Genomic DNA, 22,376 nt, shown 5'->3' with positions numbered 1-22,376 from the left:
GCACTGGCACCCCTTAAGAATCGTGGGCGGAGAAAACCGAGTTCTGTTGTTCCCACTCTTCACCGCGCGCTAACCGCCTCCAGGGCAACAGCTTGATCACGGAGGTGACGACACTGCGTTCCCGGGGGATGAACGTTTGATTGCGCACAGCTCAGGGGACTGCTCCCATCGGTCATGAAACGTCCTCGAAGGGGTTGTCGGATGCGTAGATGCCGGGTGGGTCTGGTCGGTGCCGGGGGAGTGGCACAGCGCCATGCCCGGGTGCTGGCCGGGTTCGATGACGTCGAACTGATCGGGGTGACCGACGTGGTGCCCGACGCGGCCGCCGCGCTGGCCGGGCAGCACGGGGCGCGCGCGTACGTCGACGTGGCCGAGCTGCTGGCCGCCGGGCCGGACGCGGTGTACGTGTGCGTGCCGCCGTTCGCGCACGGTCCGGCCGAGCAGGCGGTGATCGACGCCGGGCTGCCGATGTTCGTGGAGAAGCCCGTCGCCGTCGACCTGGCCACCGCCGAACGGATCGCCGACGAGGTGACCCGCCGTGGGCTGCGGACCGCCGTGGGCCACCACTGGCGTTACCTCAGCGTGCTCGACGAGGCCCGCGAGCTGCTGGCCGACCGTCCGGTGCGGATGGTCAGCGGCGCCTGGCTGGACAAGGTGCCGCCGGTGGCGTGGTGGGCGCGGCGGGACCGCTCCGGTGGCCCGGTCGTCGAGCAGGCCGCCCACGTGCTGGACCTGATCCGGGCGTTGGTCGGGGAGGTGACCGAGGTCACCGCGTACGGCAACGGCACGCCGCCCCCGGTGGACGGGGCGGACATCGACTCGGTGACCACCGCCGTGCTGCGCTTCGCCGACGGCGCGGTGGGCACCCTCGGCGCGGCCTGTGTGCTCGGCTGGAAGCACCGCGCCGGGCTGGAGATCCTCGCCGACGGGCTGGCGCTGTCGCTCACCGAGGAGGGCCTGACCGTCCGCGACGCCGACGGTGAACGGCACGTCCCGGCCGACCCGGAGGCCGCCCGGGTGGCCGTGGACCGCGCCTTCGTCGACGCGGTGCGTGACGTCGGTGACGACGTGCGTGTGCCGTATGCCGAGGCGCTGGGTACCCACCGGCTGGCCCTCGCGGTGGCCGACTCGGCCCGCACCGGCGAGACCGTGCGGCTCGCCACGGCGACCAACCCGGCGCTGCTCAGCACCGGGGTGACCGTCGATGCGTGACAAGGTGGTGGTGGTCACCGGGCCGGGCCGCGTCGAGTTGGTCGACCAGGACGCCGCGCCGCTGCGCCCCGGCACCTTCCGGGTGGAGACGCTGTTCAGCGGCGTCTCCGCCGGCACCGAGCTGAGCTACGTCAAGGGCACGAATCCCTACCTGAACGTCACCTGGAACGCCGACCTCGGGTTGTTCCAGCCGGGCGCGGCGAGCACCCCGTACCCGGTGACCCGGCTGGGGTACATGCAGGTCGGGCGGGTGGTGGAGAGCGCCACCCCGGCGGTCGCGGTGGGCGCGGTCGGCGCCATGACCTACGGGCACCGTACCGGCTGGCTGGCCGACCCGGTCGCCGAGCGGTTCGTGCCACTGCCCGACGACCTCGACCCGCTGCTCGGCGTCTACGTCGCGCACATGGGCCCGATCTGCGCCAACGGTCTGCTGCACGCCGCCGCCGACCTGCACGGCACCGACGTCCGCTCGCTCGGAGACGGCGTACGCGGCCGGCGGGTCGCCGTGGTCGGCGCCGGCGTGGTGGCGCTGCTGACCGCCCTGTTCGCCCGGCGGCACGGTGCCGCCTCGGTGGTGGTGCTCGACCCCACCGGGCAGCGCCGCCAGGTCGCCGAGGCACTCGGCCTGGAGACCCTCGACCCCGAAAGGGACGACCCGGCGGCCGTGCTGAAGACCCGGTGGGCGCACACCGCCGGTGACCGGGGCGCCGACGTGGTGTTCCAGTGCCGGGGGCAGGCGTGGGCGTTGCAGCTCGCGCTGCGGCTGCTGCGACCGCAGGGCACGGTCATCGACCTCGCCTTCTATCAGGGCGGCGCGGACGCGGTGCGCCTCGGCGAGGAGTTCCACCACAACGGGCTGGCGCTGCGCTGCGCGCAGATCGGCCGGGTGCCGCGCGGGCTCGCCCCGACCTGGGACCGGGAGCGGCTCTCCGCCGAGACCGTCGAGCTGCTGCGCACGTACGGGGACGTGATCCGCAAGCATGCGGTCTCGGCGGTGGTGCCGTTCGACGAGGCCCCCACCCTGCTCACCGACCTGGCGCAGCGGCGCCGCCAGGAGCTTCAGGTGGTGCTGGCCGGCTGACCTGGCGTCGGCGCGTGACCGGGCCGACTACCGTTCCTGGCATGACCGCTCCAGTGAGCCGGCCGCCCGGCCTGGCCGCGCTGCTGCCGTACCTGCGTGAGCACCGCGGCACCCTGGCCGTGGTGGGCGCGCTGTCGCTGGCCGGCGCGGCGGCGTCACTGGCCCAACCGCTGCTGACCCGGTCGGTGCTCGACCGGGTCGGCAGCGGTGTCGGGGTGTCCGACCTCGTGACGGCGCTGGTGGCCCTCGTGCTGCTCGGCGCGGCGATCGGCGGGTTGCGCACCTATCTGCTGCAACGCACCGCCGAAGGGCTGGTGCTCGGCACCCGGCGGCGGCTGGCCGGGCACCTGCTGCGGCTGCCGATCGCCGAGTACGACCGCCGGCGCACCGGTGACCTGCTCTCCCGGGTGGGCTCGGACACCACCCTGTTGCGTGCGGTGGTCACCTCCGGGCTGTTCGAGACGGTCACCGGTGCGGTCATGGTGCTCGGCGCCGGCACCGCCATGGTGCTGCTCGACCCGCTGCTGTTCGGCGTCACCCTGCTCGGGGTGGGCCTGGGCCTGGGCTTCGCCCTCACGTTCGCCCGGCGGGTCCGGGCGCTGTCCCGTGTCGCCCAGGAACGCATCGGCGAGATGACCTCGGCGGTGGAGCGGGCCATCTCCGCCGCCCGGACCATCCGGGCCAGCCGCGCCGAGGCCCGGGAGACCGAGACCGTCACCGGCAGCGCCCGCGACGCGTACGACGCGGGGCTGCGGGTCGCCCGCGTGCAGGCGGTGGTCGGACCCGTCGGCTCGGTCACCGTGCAGGGCGCGTTCCTGCTGGTGCTCGGCATCGGCGGCGCCCGGGTGGCCGCCGGTGCGATCAGCGTCGGCGACCTGGTCGCCTTCGTCATGTACCTGTTCTTCCTGGCCCTGCCGCTGGCCCAGGTGCTGAACGCGTACACCCAGTTGCAGTCCGGCCTGGGCGCGCTGCACCGCATCGAGGAGATCCTGACCGTGCCGGCGGAGGGCGCGACGGACCGACCGGCCCCCGCCTCCGCGGTGACCCCGCACCGACCCGCGCCGATGATCGAGTTCGACGGGGTGGGGTTCGGCTATCCCGGTGGTGAGCCGGTGCTGCGCGAGGTCAGTTTCGCGGTGCCGGCGGGCACGCGTACCGCCCTGGTCGGCCCCTCCGGCGCCGGCAAGTCGACACTGCTCGCGCTGGTCGAACGCTTCTACGAGGTGAGCGACGGCGCGGTCCGCCTCGACGGCACCGACGTGCGGGACCTGCCCCGCGACGTGCTGCGGGCCCGGCTCGGCTACGTCGAGCAGGAGGCGCCCGTGCTCGCCGGCACGCTGCGCGAGAACCTGCTGATCACCACGCCGGGCGCCACCGACGACCGGCTGCACGAGGTCCTCGACGAGGTCAACCTCGGCCACCTGGCGCAGCGCACCCCGCAGGGCCTGGACGTCCAGGTAGGGGAGGGCGGCGTGCTGCTCTCCGGGGGTGAACGGCAGCGCCTGGCAATCGCCCGCGCGTTGCTGGCCGGCCCGCCGGTGCTGCTGCTCGACGAACCGACCAGCAACCTCGACTCGCGCAACGAGGCCGCGCTGCGCCGCGCCATCGACGCGGTGGCCGTCCGCCGGACGTTGTTGATCGTGGCGCACCGGCTCGCCACCGTGGTCGACGCCGACCAGATCGTCGTCCTCGACGGCGGCCGGGTGGTGGCCGTGGGCACGCACGCCGAGCTGAGCGCCACCGACCCGCTGTACCGTGAGCTGGCCGCCCACCAGCTCCTGGTCGCCTGACCCCCTCGCCCGGGGCCGACATGCCGGCGGCCGGGCCCCGCGGGCCGGCCCGGATCGCGTACCGTTGCCGCTCATGGGTGTGTCGCAACGGTTCAAGAGCAAGTTCCGGCGGTTCCTCCAGCGTCCGGGCTCGACCGTGGATCTTGCTCCGCTGGAGAAGCTGCTGCCGGCGATCGCGGCGCGCGAGGACGACCTCGCCGCGCTCGACGACGCCGAGCTGACCGAGGCCGCCGGTGCCGCCGCCGGCTACGAGGAGATCTGCGCGATCGGCCGCGAGGCCGCCCGCCGCGGCCTCGACCAGCGGCCGTACGACGTGCAGCTGCTCGGCGCGATGGCCCTGCTCTCCGGCAAGGTCGCCGAGATGGCCACCGGTGAGGGCAAGACCCTGACCGCCGCGATCGGCGCGTACGGGCACGTCCGGCTCGGCAACGGGCCGGTGCACGTGCTCACCGTCAACGACTACCTGGCCCGCCGCGACGCCCAGTGGATGGAGCCGGTCTACACCCTGCTCGGCCTGACCGTCGGCTGGGTCAACGAGGCGTCCAGCCCGCAGGAGCGGCGCGACGCGTACGCCTGCGACGTCACCTACGTCTCGGTCAGCGAGGCGGGCTTCGACTACCTGCGCGACCAGCTGGTCACCGACGTGGCCGACCGGGTGCAGCCGCCGTTGACCACCGCGATCGTCGACGAGGCCGACTCGATCATGATCGACGAGGCGCGGGTGCCGATGGTCCTCGCCGGCGCGGTGCCGGGCGAGCAGGACCCGGTGCACGCCGCCGCCGCGCTGGTGCGCGGCCTGCGCAAGGACCGGCACTTCACCGTCGCCGAGGACGGCCGTAGCGTGGCGTTCACCTCCGCCGGCCTGGCCGCCGTCGAGGCCAAGCTGGGCATCGACCTGTACGACGAGGAGCACGTCGAGCAGCTCTCCGCCGTCAACGTGGCGCTGCACGCGCAGGCCCTGCTGCACCGTGACGTGGACTACATCGTCCGGGACGGCTCGGTCGAGCTGATCGACGAGATGCGCGGCCGGGTGGCCCAGCGCCGCCGCTGGCCCGACGGCCTCCAGGCGGCGGTCGAGGCCAAGGAGGGCCTGGACGCCACCGCCGAGGGCGAGGTGCTGGGCACCATCGCCGTGCAGGCGTTCATCGCCCTCTACCCGAAGGTGTGCGGGATGACCGCCACCGCGGTGCTGGTCGGCGACCAGCTGCGGGAGTTCTTCGGCCTCGAGGTGGCGGTCATCCCGCCGAACACGCCGTGCGTCCGGGAGGACGAACCGGACCGGATCTACGCCACCCGGGCGGAGAAGGACGAGGCGCTGATCGAGGAGATCCAGCGGTGGCACGCCAGGGGGCGGCCGGTGCTGGTCGGCACGCTCGACGTCAAGGAGTCCGAGGGGCTGGCCGCCGGGCTGAACGCGGCCGGGGTGCCCTGCGTGGTCCTCAACGCCAAGAACGACGACGAGGAAGCGGCGATCATCGCCGAGGCGGGCGCGTACGGCGCGGTGACCGTCTCCACCCAGATGGCCGGCCGCGGTGTGGACATCCGCCTCGGTGGCAGCGACCAGTCCGACCAGGCCCGGGTGAGTGAGCTGGGCGGGCTCTACGTGATCGGCAGCGGTCGGCACGACAGCCGTCGCGTCGACGACCAGCTGCGCGGCCGCGCCGGCCGGCAGGGTGACCCGGGTGGGTCGGTCTTCTTCGTCAGTCTGGAGGACGACCTGGTCGTCCGGCACGCCGCCGACTCGGTGCCCGCGTCGCCGCGGATGAACGCCGACGGCCTGGTCACCGACGAGCAGGTCGACTACGCGGTGGAGCACGCCCAGCGGGTCGCCGAGGGCGTCAACCACGAGATCCACCGCAACACCTGGCGCTACAGCGTGGTGATCGAGCAGCAGCGCAAGGCCCTCGCCCAGCGCCGGGAGCGGCTGCTGACCAGCGACGTGGCCGCGCTGATGCTGCTGGACAAGGAGCCCGAGAAGGCCGGCGAGATGGACGAGGACCTGCTCGCCCGGGTGGCCCGGTCGATCGCCCTCTACCACCTGGACCGGCTCTGGGCCGAGCACCTGTCCGAGCTGTCCGAGGTCCGCGAGGGCGTGCACCTGCGCGCGTTGGGCCGCCTTGACCCGCTCGACGAGTTCCACCGGGCTGCCGTGCCGGCGTTCAACAACCTGGTCCCGGAGATCGAGGCCCGCACGATCGCCACGTTCACCGAGACCGAATTCGACGAGACCTGGGAGCCCGAGGACGGCACCCTGGTACGGCCGACCGCCACGTGGACCTACCTGGTGCACGACAACCCGTTCGGCTCCGAGCTCGACCGCCTGATCGCCTCGATCGGCCGGCGGCTCAGCGGCGCGCCGCGCTGACGCTCCCGCGGGGCTCCTGATCGCGCCCTCGGTGCGGCCGGAGCCCCGATTTACGCCGTTTCGACCTGGGTTTCGCAGGGTAGTAGGGCGGGTCGGTCAAGTCGGGAGAGAGCAGACGATGACACAGGTGACGATGCCGGCTGGGCAGGCACGGGGGCGTACGGGAGCTGCGGACCAGTGAATCTGGACACGCGGGAACCCGTGGTGCACAACCTCGGCGTCCTGGAGACCGCGGCCCTGTTGCGGGAGTTGACCGCCGGGCTGATCACGCTGACCGATTTCGATGAGGCGCTGCTGGCGCTGGTCCGGATCACCCGGGACGCGGTGGCCGGCGTGCGCTGGTGCGGGTTCACGGCGCTGCGCGCCGGCGAGCCGGCCGGCGTGGCCGCCTCCGACGAGCGCCTGGCCGGCCTGGACGACCTGCGGCACGGGCCGGACTCGCCGGCGATGAGCGCGATCCGGCGCCGCGAGATGATCCTCGCCGTGGACCTGGCCGGTGAGCCACGCTGGCCGGCCTGGACGGCGCGCGCCCGCGACCTCGGCGTCCGCGGGGTGATCTCCGCGCCGGTGGACATCGACGACCAGGTGATCGGGGCCATCAACCTGTACGCCTCCGCACCGAACCTGCTCACCCCACAGCACCAGCTCACCGCGATGCTGCTCGCCGAACACGCCGGCCTGCTGCTGGCCGCCGTCCGGGACCGGGGCCGGCAGGCCGACATGGCCGGCGAGCGGGACGCCGAACTACTGATCGACGGTGTGATCGGCCAGGCCGTCGGCGTGATCATGACGCAGCGGGGCTGCCCACCCGCCGAGGCCCTCGACGTGCTGCGCACCGCCGCGTCCTCGCTGGACATCCCGCTGCGCGAAGTGGCTGAGCGTCTGGTTCGGACGGTCTCCCGCCAACGCGAGAGCTGACCCGCCCGGGTGCCCGTTCTCCCACTCGGCGGCGAGTCGGGCGGCATCGTTTCGCCGGAGCCGGGCTCGGGTAGCACTCTGGAATTGGTGAGCTGCGCCGACCCTGGGGAGGAACGATGCAGAGCCGGCTGCGGGTGCAGGGGCACCCCATCCAACCGATGTTGGTGACGTTCCCGCTCGGGCTCTTCGTCAGCGCCACCGTCTTCGACCTCACCGACGTCATCGGCGGGCCGACGTTCCTCGGCGAGGTCGGCTACTGGACCGGCGTCGCCGCCCTGTTCGCCGCCGCGATGACCGCGGTCGCCGGCATGGTCGACCTGTGGGACGTGCCGGTGGACCGCACCCGCCGCACCGCCATCGCCTTCAACCTGGTGAATGCGGCCATGGCCGGTCTGTTCCTGGTCACCTGTCTGGTGCGCGCCCACTCACCGCAGCGCGGCGCGACCGTCGCGATCCTGCTCACCGAGATCGTCGCGCTGGCCGCCGGCGGCGTCGGTGTCCACCTGGGCGCCCGGCTCATGCGCCAGTTCGACAACGGCCGCACCGACGCCGGCAGCCTGGACGCGCTGGCCGGCGCCACCGTCGAGGTCGCCCGCCCCCGCCCCTGACCGGGCGCGCACGCCGGCAAATGGCTTGCCGGCAGCCCCGCCGACCGGTGACGCTGACCGCCATGAACACCGAGCGGGACGCGGACGAGTTGATCGCGGAGGCGGCCGCCGCGCCGGTCGACGGCTGGGGCTTCGACTGGCTGGCCGGCCGGGCCACCGAGGACCGTCCACCCTGGGGGTACGCCCGGCTGGTCGCCGACCGGATGGCGCGGGCCGACACGGCACTGGACGTCGACACCGGCGGTGGCGAGGTGCTCGCCGAGGTCCCCCGGCCGCCGAAACTGTTGACGTCCACCGAGGGCTGGCCGCCCAACGTGGAGGTTGCGCGCCGTACCCTGCGGCGGGTCGGCGCCACCGTGGTGGCGGTCGCGCCCGACGCGCCCCTGCCGTTCCGCGACGCGTCCTTCGACCTGGTCGTCAGCCGGCATCCGGTGCGCACCGACTGGGCCGAGACCGCACGGGTGCTGCGCCCGGGCGGCCGGTTCCTGTCCCAGCAGATCGGGCCGGGCACGATGCGGGAGTTGAGCGAGGCCATCCTCGGCCCGCTGCCGCCGCCGACGCAGTGGCATCCCGAGGACGCGGTGGCCGCCGCCGAGGCCGCCGGGCTGCGGGTGGTCGATCTACGCCGCGCCACGCTGCGGGCGGTCTTCTCCGACGTCGGCGCCGTGGTCTGGTTTCTGCGCAAGGTGATCTGGACGGTGCCCGACTTCACCGTGGACCGCTACCGCCCCCAACTGCACGCCCTGCACGAGCGCATCACCACGACAGGCCCCTTCCAGGCCCGATCCACCCGCTTCCTCATCGAAGCCACCCGCAACAACCCCTAACGCCCCCCGGCGCCCCTCCCTCCCCGCACCCCTCCCTCCCCGCCCCCTGTCTCCCCGCCTACCCATCTCCCTGTGCCCCCGCCTCCCTGTGCCCCCGCCTCCCCGCCCCGCCCCTCACCGCGAGCGTCGATCATGGAGTTGTGGTGCCTCACATAAGCCGAACACCACCATCAATCGCCCACCACAACTCCATGATCGTCCGGGGCGGGCGGGCGGGCGGGCGGGCGGGCGGGCGAGCGAGCGGGCGGGCGGGCGGACGAGCGGGGGCGGGCGGGGGCGGACGAGGTGGGCGAGGTGGGCGAGGCGGGCGCGGGGCGCGTAGGGCAGCCGGGCAGCCGGGCAGCCGGGCAGCCGGGCAGTGGGGCAGTGGGGCGGGGCTGGGGTGGGGGTCAGTGGGGGTGGGACTGGTGGTGGTTGGCCAGGACGTCGGCGCCGAAGTCGCTGCTGGGGCGGCGTAGGACGGTGTGGGCGTGGTTGCCGTCGTCGGTGGTGTTGTCGTACTCGATCAGCAGGTTGTCGCCCTGGACCCGGTAGTAGTGGCGCTTCCCGGGACGGGTCGGGCCGGCCCAGGCGAAGTGCAGCTCGCCGCCGTCGAGGCGGCGTGCCTCGCGGGCGGCCAGCTCCGGCGGTAGCCGGTCCAGGTAGAGCGCGACGACCTGGTCGAGCAGTGCCCGTCCGGTCGGCCCCAGCCGGTCCGCCGGCACGCCGAGCGGTTCCAGTGGAGCGTCGACGCGTGCGCGGGTGGCACTGATGATGTCCGCCGGCGCCTCGTCGGCGATGATCGCGGCGGCTCGCCCGGTCGGGCCCAGCGCGTCGAGCAGGGCGCGGGCGATGTCCTCCTCGACGCCGAGTGGCCGGGAGACCGGGCGGCCCGCGTACCGGACCGCCGCCGGGTTGGCGCCGAAGAAGATCGGCGCGGGGGAGACCTGGTCGTCGACCACGGTCATGGTCACCGACAGGTGGTGTCCCTCCAGCCGCCACGACCAGCGGTCGTCGCGTGCCGGGTCGCCGAACACGGCGATCCAGTAGTCGCCGCTGTGCCGCCCGCGATGCCAGCCCTCGGCGCGGTCCAGGACCTCCTCCAGCGCGATGATCGCCATCGCCTGCGCGTACGCGGAGGGGCTCAGCGCGGTGGCGAGCAGTCGGTGTGCGGCCTTGCGTCCGGCGACGTCCAACTCGGCGAGGCAGACGCCGGGTCGGGGGCGGGGCCGGTACTCCAGCCAGCGTCGGGCGGGCTCGTCGTCGAACGGGCGCACGGCCTGGTCGCGGGCCGCCGGGTCGAGCGCGGCCAGCAGCGCGGTGCCGGCGGTGCGCATCTGCTCGGGCAGGGGATCTTCCACCGACTCTGTATACCGGTCGGTCGGGGCCGGCGTCAGCCGGCGCGCAGCAGCTGCGCCATCTCCGGCAGGTCGAAGAACTGGGCGGTCTCCACCGCGGAGGGGGTGCCGTGCGCCGGGTCGGCCCCGGCGGCGAGCAGTGCGCGGACCGCGTCGGTGCTGCTGCGGAAGACGGCGGCGGCCAGTGCCGTCTGGCCGCGGTCGTTGACCCGGGTGTGATCGGCCCCGCGGTCGAGCAGGGCGGCCACCGTGTCCGGGTGGGCGTGGTACGCGGCCAGGATCAGCAGTGTGTCGCCCTTGTCGTTGGTCAGGTTGACCGGTAGGCCGGCGTCGAGCTGCGCGGCGAGTTCGTCGGTGGAGCCGGAGCGGGCCAGGTCGAACATCCGGTGTGCGAACGCCAGCGTCGCCGCGTCGAGGTCCTCGGTCACCGCTCCAGATTAGGCCCTGCGGTCCTGATACGTTGCTCGGCCGACGCGCGGGGAGAGGGGTCCGATGGGTGAGACGGTGTACGTGGGCAACGCGGGTGTCGACGGTGCCACCAACGCCGGCTGGCTGCTCGGGCACTTCGCGCCGGCGGGGGAGGTCCGGCACAGCACCGACGTGGAGGTGAAGTGGGGCGTGCACCCGCCGGGGCAGGCCCGCTCGCGGTGGGCGACGGGGGAGCGGCGTACCACCCTGCTCGTCCTCGTCGAGGGGTGTTTCCGGGTGGAGCTGCCGGACCGGACGGTGCGGTTGGCCGAGCCGGGTGACTACGTGGTGTGGGCTCGTGGGGTGGACCACTCGTGGTACGCGGAGTGCTCGTCGGTGGTGCTGACCGTGCGGTGGCCGTCGGTGCCCGGCTACCGGGCGGACCCGCCGGTGCTGCGCCCGTCCCACTGAATGGAATTACCTACTAAACCTATAGGGTTTGGCGGCTAGAGTACGGAGGCACCCCACCGGACGACCTCGCGAGGACTGCTCATGATCCACCACAGCCCGGAGCGTGACCTGCTCACCGTCGCCGCCCGGTGGGCCGACCCGACGGCCTGGCCGGTGCCGCTGCGCTTCGACGTCGCCGAGCGCTGGTACGCCCGACTCGCCGCCACCGACGACCACGAGGTGTGGGCGCTGAGCTGGCTGCCCGGTCAGGGCACCGACCTGCACGACCACGGCGGCTCCGCCGGGGCGTTCCGGGTCGTCGCCGGTGCCCTCACCGAGGAGACGGTCGCCGGCGGCCGGCTGCGCCCCCGCCTACTGCCCGCCGGCGCCGGTCGCCGCTTCGGCGCCCGCCACGTCCACCAGGTCACCAACCGGGGTACGACGCCAGCGGTCAGCGTGCACGTCTACCGGCCGGCGCTGCGCCGGATGACCCGCTACCACCTCCTCGACGGGCGGCTGCGCGTCGCCGAGGTCGCCGAGGCCGGACGCTCCTGGTGAGCGCCGCCCAGCCACGAACCATCTCCCGCACCGGAAGGAACCGATCATGCAGATGACCGCCGAGCACTGTCCGGCCCCCGTGCCGCCGCCGGGCTCCCGGGGCATCGACGAGATCCTGGCCGCCGCGCGCGCCCGACTCGACCGGCTGGACCCGGAGCGGGCGCACCTGGCGTACCGGACCGGCGCGCTGCTGGTCGACATCCGGCCGGCCGCCCAGCGGGCCGCGCACGGCATGGTGCCGGGCTCGCTCACCATCGAGCGCAACGTGCTGGAGTGGCGCTTCGACCCGCGCTGCCCGGCCCGCCTGCCGGAGGCGGTCGACTACGACGTGCCGGTGGTGATCCTCTGCCAGGAGGGCTACACCTCGTCACTGGCCGCCGCCGCGTTGCAGGACATCGGCCTGCACCGGGCCACCGACGTGGTCGGCGGGTTCGCCGCCTGGCGGATCGCCGGCCTGCCGGCCCTCGGCCCGACCCCGCTGCACCGCGCATCACCCCTCGCGTCCCCGGTCACCGCCGGGTCGGCGCGCCGCTGACCGCCACGCCGCACCGGGCGTGGCGGTCGTACCGCCATCTCAGGAGGCACCATGTCCGTCGTCGCCATCCCCACGCGCCCCCACCACCCGGCGGTCCGCGCCGCCCGCACCCGCACCGGCCCGACGCTGACCATCACCCTCGACCTCGCGGCCGGGCCGCTGAGTCCCCGGCTGGCCCGGCTCGTGCAGCTCCTCGGCGAGCTGGCCGAGTCGGGGGAGGGGCAGCTGCGCGCCGTGGAGGACGCCGTTCCGCTGCCGCGCGCGGCCCCGAGCCCCACCGTCGTCACCGAGCCGACCGCCGGCGCCGATGCCGTGCACATCCTGGCCGGCTCGCGGATGGTCCGTCGGGGCGACGAGGTCATCGCGCTGACCCGCATCGAGTACGAGCTGCTGCTGTTCCTGGCGGAGCGACCCCGGCGGGTGTTCACCCGGCTGCAACTGCTCGCCAGCGTCTGGGGCTACGAGCACGCGGTGGCCCGGACGGTGGACGTGCACGTCCGGCGGCTGCGCGCCAAACTGGCCGGTGCCGAGGTGGTCACCACGGTGTACGGGGTCGGTTACCGGCTCGCCGACGAGGCGCGGATCAGGGTGGACCACTCCCGCTGACCTCGGGTCGGGCGGCGGCTCGACGGTGGCGTGACAGGCTCCGGTGAACCGGGCGGGGACCCCCGTAACGGGGCATCTCGGAGGCTCTGCTGTAATCATCTGGCTTCGTACGCAGAGCGAGCGCCCGGCTCCGATGCGTTCGTCAATTGTCACATTCATGCAACGCAGCCGCCTCTTGACCCTCGCCCGGGCGCCGGGAAGCATCGATGAAGCGGCGTCCCGGGCCGTGGGGAGATACCCGGACAAGCCCAAGGAGGACCATGTCGGTCAGCCCCGCCTCGTCGCGCGCCGGATGGCATACGTCCCAACCCTCGGTGCCCGGTCGACCCCCCGGCGGCCAGCGTCGTCCGGCGAACACGGCCGCGCCCATGCTCACCGTGACGCTGTCCATCCCCCTGGCCTGTGAGGACACGCTGACGCCGCCGGCGCGTCGGCTGCTCGAGGCGGCCCGCGAGATGTTGGAGCGGGGCGAGGCCGTCATCACCAGTTCGGCGCCGGTCGAGCGCCGCGCCGACGCGGTGCCGGCCAACCGGGCGCCGAGCCGAGCGCTCAGCCCGACCATCCCCGCCCTGCACATCCTCGCCTCGTCCCGTTCGGTGCTGCGCGACGACGAGCCGCTGCCCCTGACCCGCCTGGAGTTCGACCTGCTGCTGCACCTGGTCGCGCATCCCCGGCGGGTGTTCACCCGGCTGCAACTGCTCAACGCCGTCTGGGGTTACGAGCACGCCGGTGTCCGTACCGTGGACGTGCACGTACGCCGGCTGCGCGGCAAGGTCGGTGTGGACGTTCCCCTGGTCACCACCGTCTACGGTGTCGGTTACCGGCTGGCCGACGACGCCCGCGTCACCATCGACCGCACCGGCTGACCGGTGCCGCGATGCGGGGCCGGCCCCTCCCCGGTCGGTCGCCGGTGAATTCACGCCCGGCCCGGGACGCGCTGGGCCCCTTTCGGATGGCCATATTAACGCTCGGTAGCGCCCGTCGCCGTTCCCGGAAACATTGAAGTCCAGCTCATCTGGGTCGGCCGTTCGCAATCCGTGCCCGAGAGCGTTCCTGTCGACACTCTGCGTCATGTTTGAGGGGTCGGTGGGCGACACATTTGTGCGCGCTCACAAACAGCTCACCCAGGAAACGGTTGGCAGTAACGAAGTTGCCGGAAGGTGGCGGGGAACTATTCGGAGGTTCCCATGAAACATTCGGGTCTCGTCGCCGGGATCGCAGTCAGCACCGTGATTGCCGCGGTGGCGGTCGTTCCGGCCCCCGTGAGCGCGGCACCGCCGGCGGCTCCGGCTGTCGCGCAAGGACGCGTGATCGTCACCCTGGACGACCAACTCGCGTCCGCTCCGGCCGGCCGTTCCGGGATCGGTGAGCGTCGCACGCGAGCGAAGGCGCAGCAGAAGGACGTGCTCGTCGCGGCGGGCATTCCAGACGACCAGCGTGTCGTCCACTACACGCTGGTCAACGGGTTCGCCGCGGACGTCACCGCAGCGCAGGCGGCCAAGCTCGCCGCCGATCCGGCGGTGAAATCCGTGGTGGCCGACAGCACGGTCGACGTCGACGCGACCGGACCGCAGACGGCGGCCCCGGGGGGTACGCCGAACACCCGCGCCCGTCCAGCGACCCCGGCGGGTGACTCCGCCGCGATCTGCCCGAAGAAGCCGACGAAACCGCTGCTGGAGCCCGAAGCGCTGACCACCCTGCGGGCCACCCAGGCCCAGCAGCAGGCAACGGGGAGCGGGGTGCGGATCGCGGTGTTCGCCGAGGCGATCGATCCGGATGCCCCGGACTACATCCGCTCCGACGGAACCAGCGCGATCGTCGACTACCAGGACTTCTCCGGCGTGCCCGATGGGACGGCCGGTGACACGTACGGGCAAGAGATCTTCGGTGACGCGTCGGCGCTGGTGGCGCAGGGTCGGGTTGTTCACGACCTCGCCGACTTCGTCCACGCCACGCACCCACTGCCGGCCGGTTGCACCATCCAGATCCGGGGCATGGCGCCGAACGCCGAGGTGGTGGCCCTCAAGATTCTCAGCGAAGGCACCGGCTACGACTACGCCACCGCCAGTTCCATGGCACAGGCCATCGACTACGCGGTGACCGTCGGGCACGTCGACGTGCTCAGCGAGTCGGTCGGCGCGATGGGCATGACCGATTCGCCGGGTGCCGCCGACGTCGTGCAGCAGTTCAACGATGCGGCCGTGCGCGCGGGCGTCACCGTGGTGGCCGCCGCCGGCGACGCCGGCACGACCGGGACGATCCTGAGCCCCGCCGCCGATCCGCTGGTGATCTCGGCGGCCGGCTCGACGACGCTCCGGTCGCACATGCAGGTCGGCTACACCGGCACGAGCCTCTCGAACGGAAAGTGGATCAACGGCAACATCGCCTCGATCTCCTCGGGTGGCTACACCAGCAGCGGAACCGTCCCGGTGTTGACCGCGCCCGCCGACGCCGGGTGGGCGGCCTGTACCGACAAGACCCTGATGCCCGGCTGCACGACCATGAGCACCGACGCGCAAGGACGCCCCCGCCCGTCGTCGATCGAGCTCTTCGGCGGCACCAGCCAGTCGGCGCCGTTCATCGCTGGTGCCGCGGCACTGGTCATCCAGGCGTACCGGGACAGCCACCGCGGCAAGTCGCCCTCCCCGGCGGTGATCCGACAGATCCTCACCAGCACCGCCACCGACCTCGGGGCGCCGAGCTTCGAGCAGGGCGCCGGGCAGGTGGACGCGCTCGCGGCAGTACGATTGGCCAAGGGGTACGACGGCAAGCCCCAGGCCGACGGCACGCTGCTGCTGTCCAACGACCAGTTCACCAACGTTGGCGCCCAGGGCAGCAGCGCGGTCAACACGATCAAGGTCACCAACACCGGTACTGCGGCGGTCCCCCTGAAACCACAGGTGCGACGCCTGTCCCCGATCGCCGCGCCGCACACCGTCACCGTGCAGCTGAATCCTAAGACCGACCCCCGGCTCGACGGTGCGAGCGGGTCGGTGGTCACCTACCAGAAGGTCAGGTTCACGGTGAAGCCCGGCGCCGCGCACGTCGCGATCGCCCTCAGCTACCCCAGCGCGTCGGACTTTGAGTCCAGCGGCGGCCAGCCGCAGGTATCGGTCAGCCTCCTCGACCCGGACGGGGCTTACGCCGGAAACAGTCGACCCCAGGGCGGTAGCGGCTCGTCCAACTATGGCAACATCGACATTGTCCGTCCCCAGGCGGGAACCTGGACCGCCATCGTTTCGACCATGCCGACGAGCACCACCTTCTTGGGGCAGACCATCCCCGGCCCGGCGTACACCGGCCCGGTGCAGGTCTCCGTCACGCAGAACAAGTGGGTCAGCGCGGGTGTCGTCAGCCCGGCCCGTGCCAAGGTCGGTGCCGGCAGTACCGCCACGTTCGCCGTGTCCACCAGGATGCCCGGCGCGGCGGGTGACTCGTCGGCAACCCTGACCCTCGGTGCTCCGGAAACCGTCAGCCAGGCGAGCGTAGCGATCGTGCAGCGGGTCCTGGTTGCCATGCCGGCTGGCACCGGGCGATTCACCGGTGGGATCACCGGCGGGAACGGCCGCGCCCTGCAGCCCGCCCAGACCCAGACGTTCGCGGTCGACGTGCCGGCCGGTCGGCCGGCGTTGGACGTCACCGTCAACACCGCTTCGTCGTCGTCGATCCCGCGTCTGCTGGTGTCGCTGGTCGGCCCCAACGGCCAGGTGCAGAGCACCCAGAACAACGCCGATCCGGCTGCGGGAAAGTCAGCCGTCTCCCGGACCGTCGTGGCGACGACCGCGAATCCGGTGCCGGGGCGGTGGCACATCGTGGTCCGCACGGTGGCGCCCTCCACCGGGCAGGACATCGTGGTGCCCTTCACCGCAACGGTGAAGCTGGCCTCGGGGAGCGTGACCAGCCCCGAGCTTTCCGGGTTGAGCACGCGCAGTGCTGGTGTACCGGCCGACCAGTACACGGCGGTCGCGGTCAAGATCACAAACCCGACCGGCGCGCCGCAGACCTACTACGCCGACCCCCGCACCACCCGCCTCGAACAGGTCCAGCTGGGATCGATCCAGGCGGTGATGCCGACGCCGGTCACCGCCGCGGTGCTCAGAAACCTGCTCGTGCCGCCGGGCACGACGAGCCTGTCCGCGACCCTGAACGCGCCGGTACCCCTGCGGACGCTCCTCTCCGGCCCGACCGCACCGGTCCTCCTCAGCGGCCCGAACGCGTTGGGCGGGGCGGGTCTGCCGGTCAACGGGACCGCCACGTCCACCGCAACCATGTCGGTGTCGTCCGGGACGTTGACCACCGGCAACTACTCCGCGCTCGCCGGCAGCGTTGGGCCGTACGGCGGCAGCGCGGCGCCGAGTGCCGTAGCCGTCGGAACGGCGACTGCGACGACTCCGGCGTTCGACCCCTCCATCGAGGCCGAGGGGGGTGACCCGTTCACCTCGCGGTTGAGCACCGCGACCGGCGTCACCATCCCCGCCGGCCACACCGCCACGCTCACCCTACGGCTGCGCCCGACGGCGAAGATCGGCACCGAGGTCTCCGGCGTGGTGAACATCGTGCAGAAGGGCAACGACGGCGTGTACGGGGGTCTGCTCGCCCCGGGCCAGGTCTCCACCTACCAGGTCGTGGCCGCGCTGCCCTATCACTACCGGGTGGGTTCGAAGACGCCGTCGATCACGGGAACCATCGGCACGCCGGACGCACCCGTGGCGAAGGTGAAGGCGATCGCCTACTCCCCGGACGGATCGGTCGCCGACTACGGCATCACCGACTCCACCGGCCGGTTCTCCATCGGTGGCCTCACCCCCGGTTCCTACAGCCTGTGCTTCAACGCCTCGGAGGCGATTGGTCCGTTGCCCGCCGGATACCTGAGTCAGTGCTACGACCAGCAGGCCTGGGACGGCAGCGGCCCGCCGCCGACTGGTAGCCGCGCGGTCAAGGCCCCGGCGACCGGCATCGTCCAGACGCTGCCGGCGGGTGCCGGAGTCAGCGGAACCCTGGTCGACCAGGCGGGGACGAAGGTGCGTGACGCTTCGGTCCTCGTGTTCGACAAAGCAGGAAAGAAGATCGCTGAGACCACGACCGGCAGCGACGGAAGCTACCGGATCAGTGGTCTGCCCGAGGGCGACGTGCACATCTGCACCGCCGCCTTCGCCTTGGACAACGCGCCGGGCGGCGGGTACCTCGACCAGTGTGGTGGCAATGCCTGGGACGGTCTCTCACCGGTCGATTCGACGTACCCGACATCGGTCCTGGTTCCGGGCAAGATCACTACGCAGGACCTGGTTCTGGAGATCGCCGGTGTGGTCACCGGTACGGTGACCGGTGTCTCCGGGAAGCCCCAGCAGGTGCTCGTCATGGCGATGAACGCCGCAGGGGACATGCTGCAACTGAGTTCCACCGACAGCACCGGCAAGTACCAGGTCAGGCGCCTGTCCGCCGGGACGTACTACCTCTGCGCGCTCTCCCTCGACCCGCAGATCGAGTCGGCGTGCCATCGGGACGCCGTCTGGGCGGGATTCGGTAGCCCGGTACCGGCGCAAGCCGTGCCGGTGACTGTCGGCAGCGGCCGGACCACGAGCGGAATCGACGTGGTGCAGAAGCCCGCATCGAAGCGGTGACACCGCTGCGGTGAGTGAAGCCGGGCCCGCCGCCGCGGGCCCGGCTTCACTGTCTCTCCAGCGCGCGGACAGTCGTTGCCGCCAAGATGCTCGGCATGAGCACCCACCTGGGGCAAGCCCCGCGGGGTGCCCTCGACGACAGGCTGCTGCACCTCTATCACTTGCTCGTCCAGCGTCCCGGGGCCACCGTCGACGAGTTGGCCGAAGCCCTCACGAGAACCGGGTCGGAGACCGCGGAGTTGCTCCGGCGGCTGCACCTGGACCGGCTGGCGATCCCGCTGACCGAATCCGACACCCCGGCGCGCTGGGAGGCGCAGCAGCCGCCCGACACTCTCGACGCCGCGCTGGCTCGCGAGCAGGAGCGGATCGCCGACCTGCGAGCCCACGCCCGGGCGATGCAGCAGCTCACCGAGATCTACTGGCGACAGCGCTCCGACGCTTGGTACGACGGCGTCGAAGTCATTTCCGACCAGGTCGTGGTGATGGAGACGCTGGCTGCTCTGCAACTCGGCGCCCGCCGGCAGATCCGGGTCTTCGACCGTCCGCCCTACTATTCCGAGCGACGTCCCAACCGGATCGCCACCCAGTCGGGCATCCAGACCGACCGGATGATGGACGGAATCACCTACCGGGCCATCTACGAACACGAAACGTGGACGCGGCCCGAGCACGCCCGGGTCGCGCTGGCCGCCATCGCCCGCGGCGAGCAGGCACGTTCGCTGGCGAGCCTACCGATGAAACTGTTTCTCATCGACGACGATCGTGCTGTCATGCCACTCGATCCAGCACACCACTCGGACACGGCCACGCTTGTCGTGCACCCCTCCGGCCTGCTGCGCGCCCTCGTCGACGTCTTCGAGTTCTACTGGGCGCACGCCACCCCGGTGTCGCCCACCGGCCACCTGCTCACCGGGCCCGAGGTGACCGACCGTGAGCGCACCATCCTGAGCCTGTTGTCCGCCGGTGCCAACGACGACCTGATCGCCCGCCGCCTGAACCTCTCCCGCAGCACGGTCACCCGTATCGTCGGCAACCTCGAACGCCGGGTGGGCGCGCTCAGCCGGTTCCAGCTCGGTGCGCACGCCGTACGCGAGGGTTGGATCTGATGCCGTCACCGCCCCGGCCGTCTCGCGCCGTGCGCGGCGGGGGCAGGATGGTTCGGTGCGCATCCGCCCCATCTCACCCGAACTGCTCGTTGTCGAGCTGACCGGCCGGCTCGCCGCCGCCGCGGCCGCCGCCGAGCCCGCCCGGCTGCGGGTCGCCGTGGACGGCGCCCCCGCCGCCGGCCCGGACGACCTCGCCGCCGCGCTGGTCGACCCGTTGCGCGCCCGGGGCCGTCCGGTGCTGCACGTCCGCGCCACCGACTTCTTGCGACCCGCGTCGCTGCGCTTCGAACTCGGCCGGACCAACCCGGACGCCTACTACGAGAGCTGGGTGGACGAGGCGGGGCTGCGCCGGGAGGTGCTCGACCCGGCCGGCCCCGGCGGCACCGGCCGGCTGCTCCCGTCGCTGTGGGACGCCGACGCCGACCGGGCCAGCCGCGCCCGCTACGTCACCCTGCCACCCGGCGGCGTCGTCCTCGTCAGTGGCGCGCTGCTGCTCGGCGGTGGCCTGCCCGTCGACGTCACCGTCCACCTGGAGCTGTCGCCGGCCGCGCTGCGCCGCCGCACCCCACCGGCCGAGGACTGGACCCTGCCCGCCTTCGACCGGTACGCCGAGGAGGTCGTGCCGGCCAGCTTCGCCGACGTGGTCGTACGGGCCGACGACCCCCGCCACCCCGCGCTCGTCCAGGCCGACGAGGACGCCTGACAACCGCCGGAAACTGGCCGGTTTGGTCGGCTCACCGGACGGGTACTCGCCCGGCTCACAGAGCGTGGGTGACCGCCCGCGTACCGCATGCGACCGTGACCGGGGCGACACGCCGCCGGCACCCGGTTCACCTTGAGCCACAGGCCCAGGAAAGGCAGGCAGCGATGCTCGTCCACGACACGGTCGGTACGAGCCGTCCCCAGACGGAGATCGACCAGATCCGGCTCTCCCTGCAGGCCCGTTACGACGAGCTGACCGCGGAGTACGAGCAGGCGGTGCTGCAGAGTCAGGTGCTGCGGCTGGTGGAGGTCGGCGACACCGCCGGCGACGACCAGGCCGACAGCGGCACCAAGACCGCCGAACGGGACACCGCGCAGTCTCTCCTGCGCACCATCCTCGACCGTCGCGCCCAGTACGAGCACGCACTCGGCCGGCTCGCGGAGGGCACCTACGGCTGGTGCGAGGGTTGCTCGGCGGCGATCCCGGTGGAGCGGTTGGAGATCTTCCCGGCCGCCACCACCTGTGTGACGTGCAAGCAGACCCGCGAGCGGCGGGCCGCCTGAGCGAGGCCAGCGGTTGCCGGTCGGTCGACGACGCGATGGACTCCACCCATGGGTGACATTCTGGTGGGCACCGCGTCCTGGACCGACCGCACACTGCTGGACTCGGGGTGGTATCCGCAGACCGCGGACACCCCGGAGAAGCGGTTGGCCTACTACGCCCGGCAGTTTTCGCTGGTCGAGGTGGACGCCACCTACTACTCCCCGCCCGCCGAGGCGACGGCGCAGCTCTGGGCCGAGCGCACCCCGGCCGGCTTCACCTTCAACATCAAGGCGTTCAGCCTGCTGACCGGGCATCCCACCCGGGTCAGCGCGCTCTACAAGGATCTGCGGCCGGAGACCGACAAGAAGAACGTCTACCCCGACGACCTGCCCGCGCAGTCGTACGAGGAGGTGTGGACGCGCTTCCTGTCCGCGCTGGACCCGCTGGTCGAGGCGGGCAAGCTGGGCGCGGTGCTGTTCCAGTTCCCGCCCTGGTTCACGATCAAGCGGGCCAACAAGCAGTACCTGCTGGAGGTGGCGAAGCGCTGCGCACCGCTGCGGCCGGTGTACGAGTTCCGGCACGCGTCCTGGTTCGACGGCGATAACGCCGCCGAGACGCTGGCCTTCCTGCGCGAGCACAAGCTGCCGTACGTCTGCGTGGACATGCCGCAGGGCCACCGCTCGTCGGTGCCGCCGGTGCTGGCCGCGACCGCGGACCTCGCGGTGGTGCGCTTTCACGGCCACAGCGACAAGTGGACCAGCAAGGACATCCACGAGAAGTTCGGCTACCACTACTCCACGCGGGAGCTGGCCGACTGGGCGCCGAAGCTGCGCGAACTGGCCGACGACACGGGGCAGACCCACGTGCTCATGAACAATTGTTACCGCGACTACGCGCAGACGAACGCGACGACCCTCGCGGGGCTCCTCGTCGACTGACCTCCCGTCGCCGGCTCACCTGATCGGGGTGGGGCCGTCTCACCCGCCGCGCCGGCAGGGTGGACACGGTGCGTGCGGTCGCCCCTGGGCGGCCCACGCCGGAGACGACACGGAGGTGACGGGGATGACGGTTCGAGTGGTGACGGATCGACGGCGTGGCGCCGTCCTGCACGTGGTCGGCGCGGCCGACGACGCCCGCGGCGCGCCGCAGCGCAGCCCGGTGCGGGCTCGACGCGGCCCGGTGGGGCCGCCGCGCCGCGACGACGACCGACGGTGGGAGACCACGGAACGGAGGTCGACCGATGGCTGACGCGATGATCTCCGCATTCGAGTCCTCGCTGGACAAGACCAACCTGATCCTCAAGGACATCGAGACCGCCTACGGCTGGCCGAAGGATCGGCGCAACCAGTCGTACGCGGCTCTGCGCACGGTGCTGCACCTGCTGCGCGACCGGTTGCCGGTGGACGAGAGCGTGGAGTTCGCCCAGCAGTTGCCGGTGCTGGTCCGGGGGATCTACTTCGACGGCTGGAACCCGTCGGACGTACCGATCAAGCTCAACCGCGACGACTTCCTCTACGAGGTCCGCCAGGGCTTCCCGTACGACGTCGACGGCGGCCCGGAGCGGGTGACGCAGGTGGTGCTGGACACCCTGCGCCAGCACGTCACCCAGGGTGAGTGGCAGGACGTGAAGGACACCATGCCCAAGGATCTCGCCACGTTCATGCCGTGACGCGGTGACGTCGTGGGCCCGCCCGGGAACACCTCGGGC

General features: G+C 72.4%; 21 protein-coding genes. 19 read left to right on the top strand and 2 right to left on the bottom strand.

The genetic code is table 11. From position 1 onward, the window contains the following. Positions 1 to 201 precede the first annotated feature (201 nt). From O7620_RS09850 to O7620_RS09820, 7 genes are all read left to right on the top strand, one after another. Positions 202 to 1,212: a Gfo/Idh/MocA family oxidoreductase gene (locus O7620_RS09850; RefSeq protein ID WP_278122776.1), complete on the top strand. Its 1,011-nt coding sequence runs from the start codon at positions 202 to 204 to the stop codon at positions 1,210 to 1,212. Beyond that, on the top strand, positions 1,205 to 2,293 hold the full coding sequence (locus tag O7620_RS09845) for a zinc-binding dehydrogenase (RefSeq protein ID WP_278122775.1): 1,089 nt from the start codon (positions 1,205 to 1,207) through the stop codon (positions 2,291 to 2,293). The genes O7620_RS09850 and O7620_RS09845 overlap by 8 nt, the downstream gene beginning before the upstream one ends. A 41-nt stretch (positions 2,294 to 2,334) precedes the next feature. Further along, a complete protein-coding gene (locus O7620_RS09840) occupies positions 2,335 to 4,083 on the top strand; it encodes an ABC transporter ATP-binding protein (protein WP_278122774.1) in 1,749 nt (582 codons plus the stop codon). Between the two features lie 73 nt (positions 4,084 to 4,156). After that, entirely contained in the window at positions 4,157 to 6,448 is a 2,292-nt protein-coding gene (gene secA2, locus O7620_RS09835) for an accessory Sec system translocase SecA2 (protein ID WP_278122773.1), read from the top strand. A 177-nt stretch (positions 6,449 to 6,625) separates the two neighbouring features. Next, entirely contained in the window at positions 6,626 to 7,366 is a 741-nt protein-coding gene (locus tag O7620_RS09830; RefSeq protein WP_151489162.1) for a GAF and ANTAR domain-containing protein, read from the top strand. A gap of 116 nt (positions 7,367 to 7,482) precedes the next feature. After that, a complete protein-coding gene (locus O7620_RS09825) occupies positions 7,483 to 7,974 on the top strand; it encodes a DUF2231 domain-containing protein (RefSeq protein ID WP_151489163.1) in 492 nt (163 codons plus the stop codon). 62 nt (positions 7,975 to 8,036) lie between these two features. Continuing rightward, entirely contained in the window at positions 8,037 to 8,801 is a 765-nt protein-coding gene (locus O7620_RS09820; protein WP_278122772.1) for a class I SAM-dependent methyltransferase, read from the top strand. A gap of 389 nt (positions 8,802 to 9,190) precedes the next feature. Here O7620_RS09820 and O7620_RS09815 read toward each other — a convergent pair whose 3' ends face one another. Further along, positions 9,191 to 10,141 carry a DUF3500 domain-containing protein gene (locus O7620_RS09815; protein ID WP_278122771.1) on the bottom strand — a complete coding sequence of 317 codons (951 nt, stop codon included), beginning with the start codon at positions 10,139 to 10,141 and terminating at the stop codon, positions 9,191 to 9,193. 32 nt (positions 10,142 to 10,173) lie between these two features. After that, a complete protein-coding gene (locus O7620_RS09810; protein ID WP_151490355.1) occupies positions 10,174 to 10,566 on the bottom strand; it encodes an ankyrin repeat domain-containing protein in 393 nt (130 codons plus the stop codon). Positions 10,567 to 10,630: 64 nt separating this feature from the next. Here O7620_RS09810 and O7620_RS09805 point away from each other — a divergent pair, with 64 nt between their 5' ends. From O7620_RS09805 to O7620_RS09750, 12 genes are all read left to right on the top strand, one after another. Continuing rightward, positions 10,631 to 11,017, top strand: a complete 387-nt coding sequence (locus tag O7620_RS09805; RefSeq protein WP_151490356.1) for a signal peptidase I — start codon at positions 10,631 to 10,633, stop codon at positions 11,015 to 11,017. 81 nt (positions 11,018 to 11,098) lie between these two features. Continuing rightward, positions 11,099 to 11,554: a cysteine dioxygenase family protein gene (locus O7620_RS09800; RefSeq protein ID WP_151490357.1), complete on the top strand. Its 456-nt coding sequence runs from the start codon at positions 11,099 to 11,101 to the stop codon at positions 11,552 to 11,554. Between the two features lie 52 nt (positions 11,555 to 11,606). Then, positions 11,607 to 12,089, top strand: coding sequence for a rhodanese-like domain-containing protein (locus tag O7620_RS09795; protein ID WP_192580292.1), 483 nt, complete (start codon positions 11,607 to 11,609; stop codon positions 12,087 to 12,089). Positions 12,090 to 12,140: 51 nt separating this feature from the next. After that, positions 12,141 to 12,695, top strand: a complete 555-nt coding sequence (locus tag O7620_RS09790) for a winged helix-turn-helix domain-containing protein (RefSeq protein WP_278122770.1) — start codon at positions 12,141 to 12,143, stop codon at positions 12,693 to 12,695. Between the two features lie 260 nt (positions 12,696 to 12,955). Continuing rightward, positions 12,956 to 13,561, top strand: coding sequence for a winged helix-turn-helix domain-containing protein (locus tag O7620_RS09785; RefSeq protein ID WP_151490360.1), 606 nt, complete (start codon positions 12,956 to 12,958; stop codon positions 13,559 to 13,561). Positions 13,562 to 14,002: 441 nt separating this feature from the next. Beyond that, entirely contained in the window at positions 14,003 to 18,316 is a 4,314-nt protein-coding gene (locus O7620_RS09780) for a S8 family serine peptidase (protein WP_278122768.1), read from the top strand. A gap of 95 nt (positions 18,317 to 18,411) precedes the next feature. Further along, entirely contained in the window at positions 18,412 to 19,422 is a 1,011-nt protein-coding gene (locus tag O7620_RS09775) for a helix-turn-helix transcriptional regulator (RefSeq protein ID WP_278122767.1), read from the top strand. Between the two features lie 55 nt (positions 19,423 to 19,477). Then, positions 19,478 to 20,125, top strand: a complete 648-nt coding sequence (locus O7620_RS09770) for a uridine kinase (protein WP_278122766.1) — start codon at positions 19,478 to 19,480, stop codon at positions 20,123 to 20,125. Positions 20,126 to 20,289: 164 nt separating this feature from the next. Beyond that, on the top strand, positions 20,290 to 20,688 hold the full coding sequence (locus tag O7620_RS09765) for a TraR/DksA C4-type zinc finger protein (RefSeq protein ID WP_151490362.1): 399 nt from the start codon (positions 20,290 to 20,292) through the stop codon (positions 20,686 to 20,688). A gap of 48 nt (positions 20,689 to 20,736) precedes the next feature. After that, positions 20,737 to 21,606 carry a DUF72 domain-containing protein gene (locus O7620_RS09760; protein WP_278122765.1) on the top strand — a complete coding sequence of 290 codons (870 nt, stop codon included), beginning with the start codon at positions 20,737 to 20,739 and terminating at the stop codon, positions 21,604 to 21,606. A 124-nt stretch (positions 21,607 to 21,730) separates the two neighbouring features. Continuing rightward, positions 21,731 to 21,916, top strand: a complete 186-nt coding sequence (locus O7620_RS09755) for a hypothetical protein (protein WP_151490364.1) — start codon at positions 21,731 to 21,733, stop codon at positions 21,914 to 21,916. Beyond that, positions 21,909 to 22,337, top strand: coding sequence for a DUF2267 domain-containing protein (locus tag O7620_RS09750; protein ID WP_151490365.1), 429 nt, complete (start codon positions 21,909 to 21,911; stop codon positions 22,335 to 22,337). The genes O7620_RS09755 and O7620_RS09750 overlap by 8 nt, the downstream gene beginning before the upstream one ends. Positions 22,338 to 22,376: the final 39 nt, after the last annotated feature.

It is taken from the genome of Micromonospora sp. WMMD710 (assembly GCF_029626045.1).
Classification (GTDB): domain Bacteria; phylum Actinomycetota; class Actinomycetes; order Mycobacteriales; family Micromonosporaceae; genus Micromonospora.
The sequence above is the reverse complement of the archived record's forward strand: the minus strand, read 5'-3'. Positions and strand labels throughout refer to the sequence as shown.

Bases quoted from the DNA above. Each gene is read 5' to 3' on its own strand.
- O7620_RS09765 (WP_151490362.1), top strand. From the start codon at position 20,290: ATGCTCGTCCACGACACGGTCGGTACGAGCCGTCCCCAGACGGAGATC.
- O7620_RS09790 (WP_278122770.1), top strand. From the start codon at position 12,141: ATGTCCGTCGTCGCCATCCCCACGCGCCCCCACCACCCGGCGGTCCGC.
- O7620_RS09775 (WP_278122767.1), top strand. From the start codon at position 18,412: ATGAGCACCCACCTGGGGCAAGCCCCGCGGGGTGCCCTCGACGACAGG.
- secA2 (WP_278122773.1), top strand. From the start codon at position 4,157: ATGGGTGTGTCGCAACGGTTCAAGAGCAAGTTCCGGCGGTTCCTCCAG.
- O7620_RS09805 (WP_151490356.1), top strand. From the start codon at position 10,631: ATGGGTGAGACGGTGTACGTGGGCAACGCGGGTGTCGACGGTGCCACC.
- O7620_RS09760 (WP_278122765.1), top strand. From the start codon at position 20,737: ATGGGTGACATTCTGGTGGGCACCGCGTCCTGGACCGACCGCACACTG.
- O7620_RS09800 (WP_151490357.1), top strand. From the start codon at position 11,099: ATGATCCACCACAGCCCGGAGCGTGACCTGCTCACCGTCGCCGCCCGG.
- O7620_RS09795 (WP_192580292.1), top strand. From the start codon at position 11,607: ATGACCGCCGAGCACTGTCCGGCCCCCGTGCCGCCGCCGGGCTCCCGG.
- O7620_RS09755 (WP_151490364.1), top strand. From the start codon at position 21,731: ATGACGGTTCGAGTGGTGACGGATCGACGGCGTGGCGCCGTCCTGCAC.
- O7620_RS09845 (WP_278122775.1), top strand. From the start codon at position 1,205: ATGCGTGACAAGGTGGTGGTGGTCACCGGGCCGGGCCGCGTCGAGTTG.
- O7620_RS09825 (WP_151489163.1), top strand. From the start codon at position 7,483: ATGCAGAGCCGGCTGCGGGTGCAGGGGCACCCCATCCAACCGATGTTG.
- O7620_RS09840 (WP_278122774.1), top strand. From the start codon at position 2,335: ATGACCGCTCCAGTGAGCCGGCCGCCCGGCCTGGCCGCGCTGCTGCCG.
- O7620_RS09820 (WP_278122772.1), top strand. From the start codon at position 8,037: ATGAACACCGAGCGGGACGCGGACGAGTTGATCGCGGAGGCGGCCGCC.
- O7620_RS09785 (WP_151490360.1), top strand. From the start codon at position 12,956: ATGTCGGTCAGCCCCGCCTCGTCGCGCGCCGGATGGCATACGTCCCAA.
- O7620_RS09750 (WP_151490365.1), top strand. From the start codon at position 21,909: ATGGCTGACGCGATGATCTCCGCATTCGAGTCCTCGCTGGACAAGACC.
- O7620_RS09850 (WP_278122776.1), top strand. From the start codon at position 202: ATGCGTAGATGCCGGGTGGGTCTGGTCGGTGCCGGGGGAGTGGCACAG.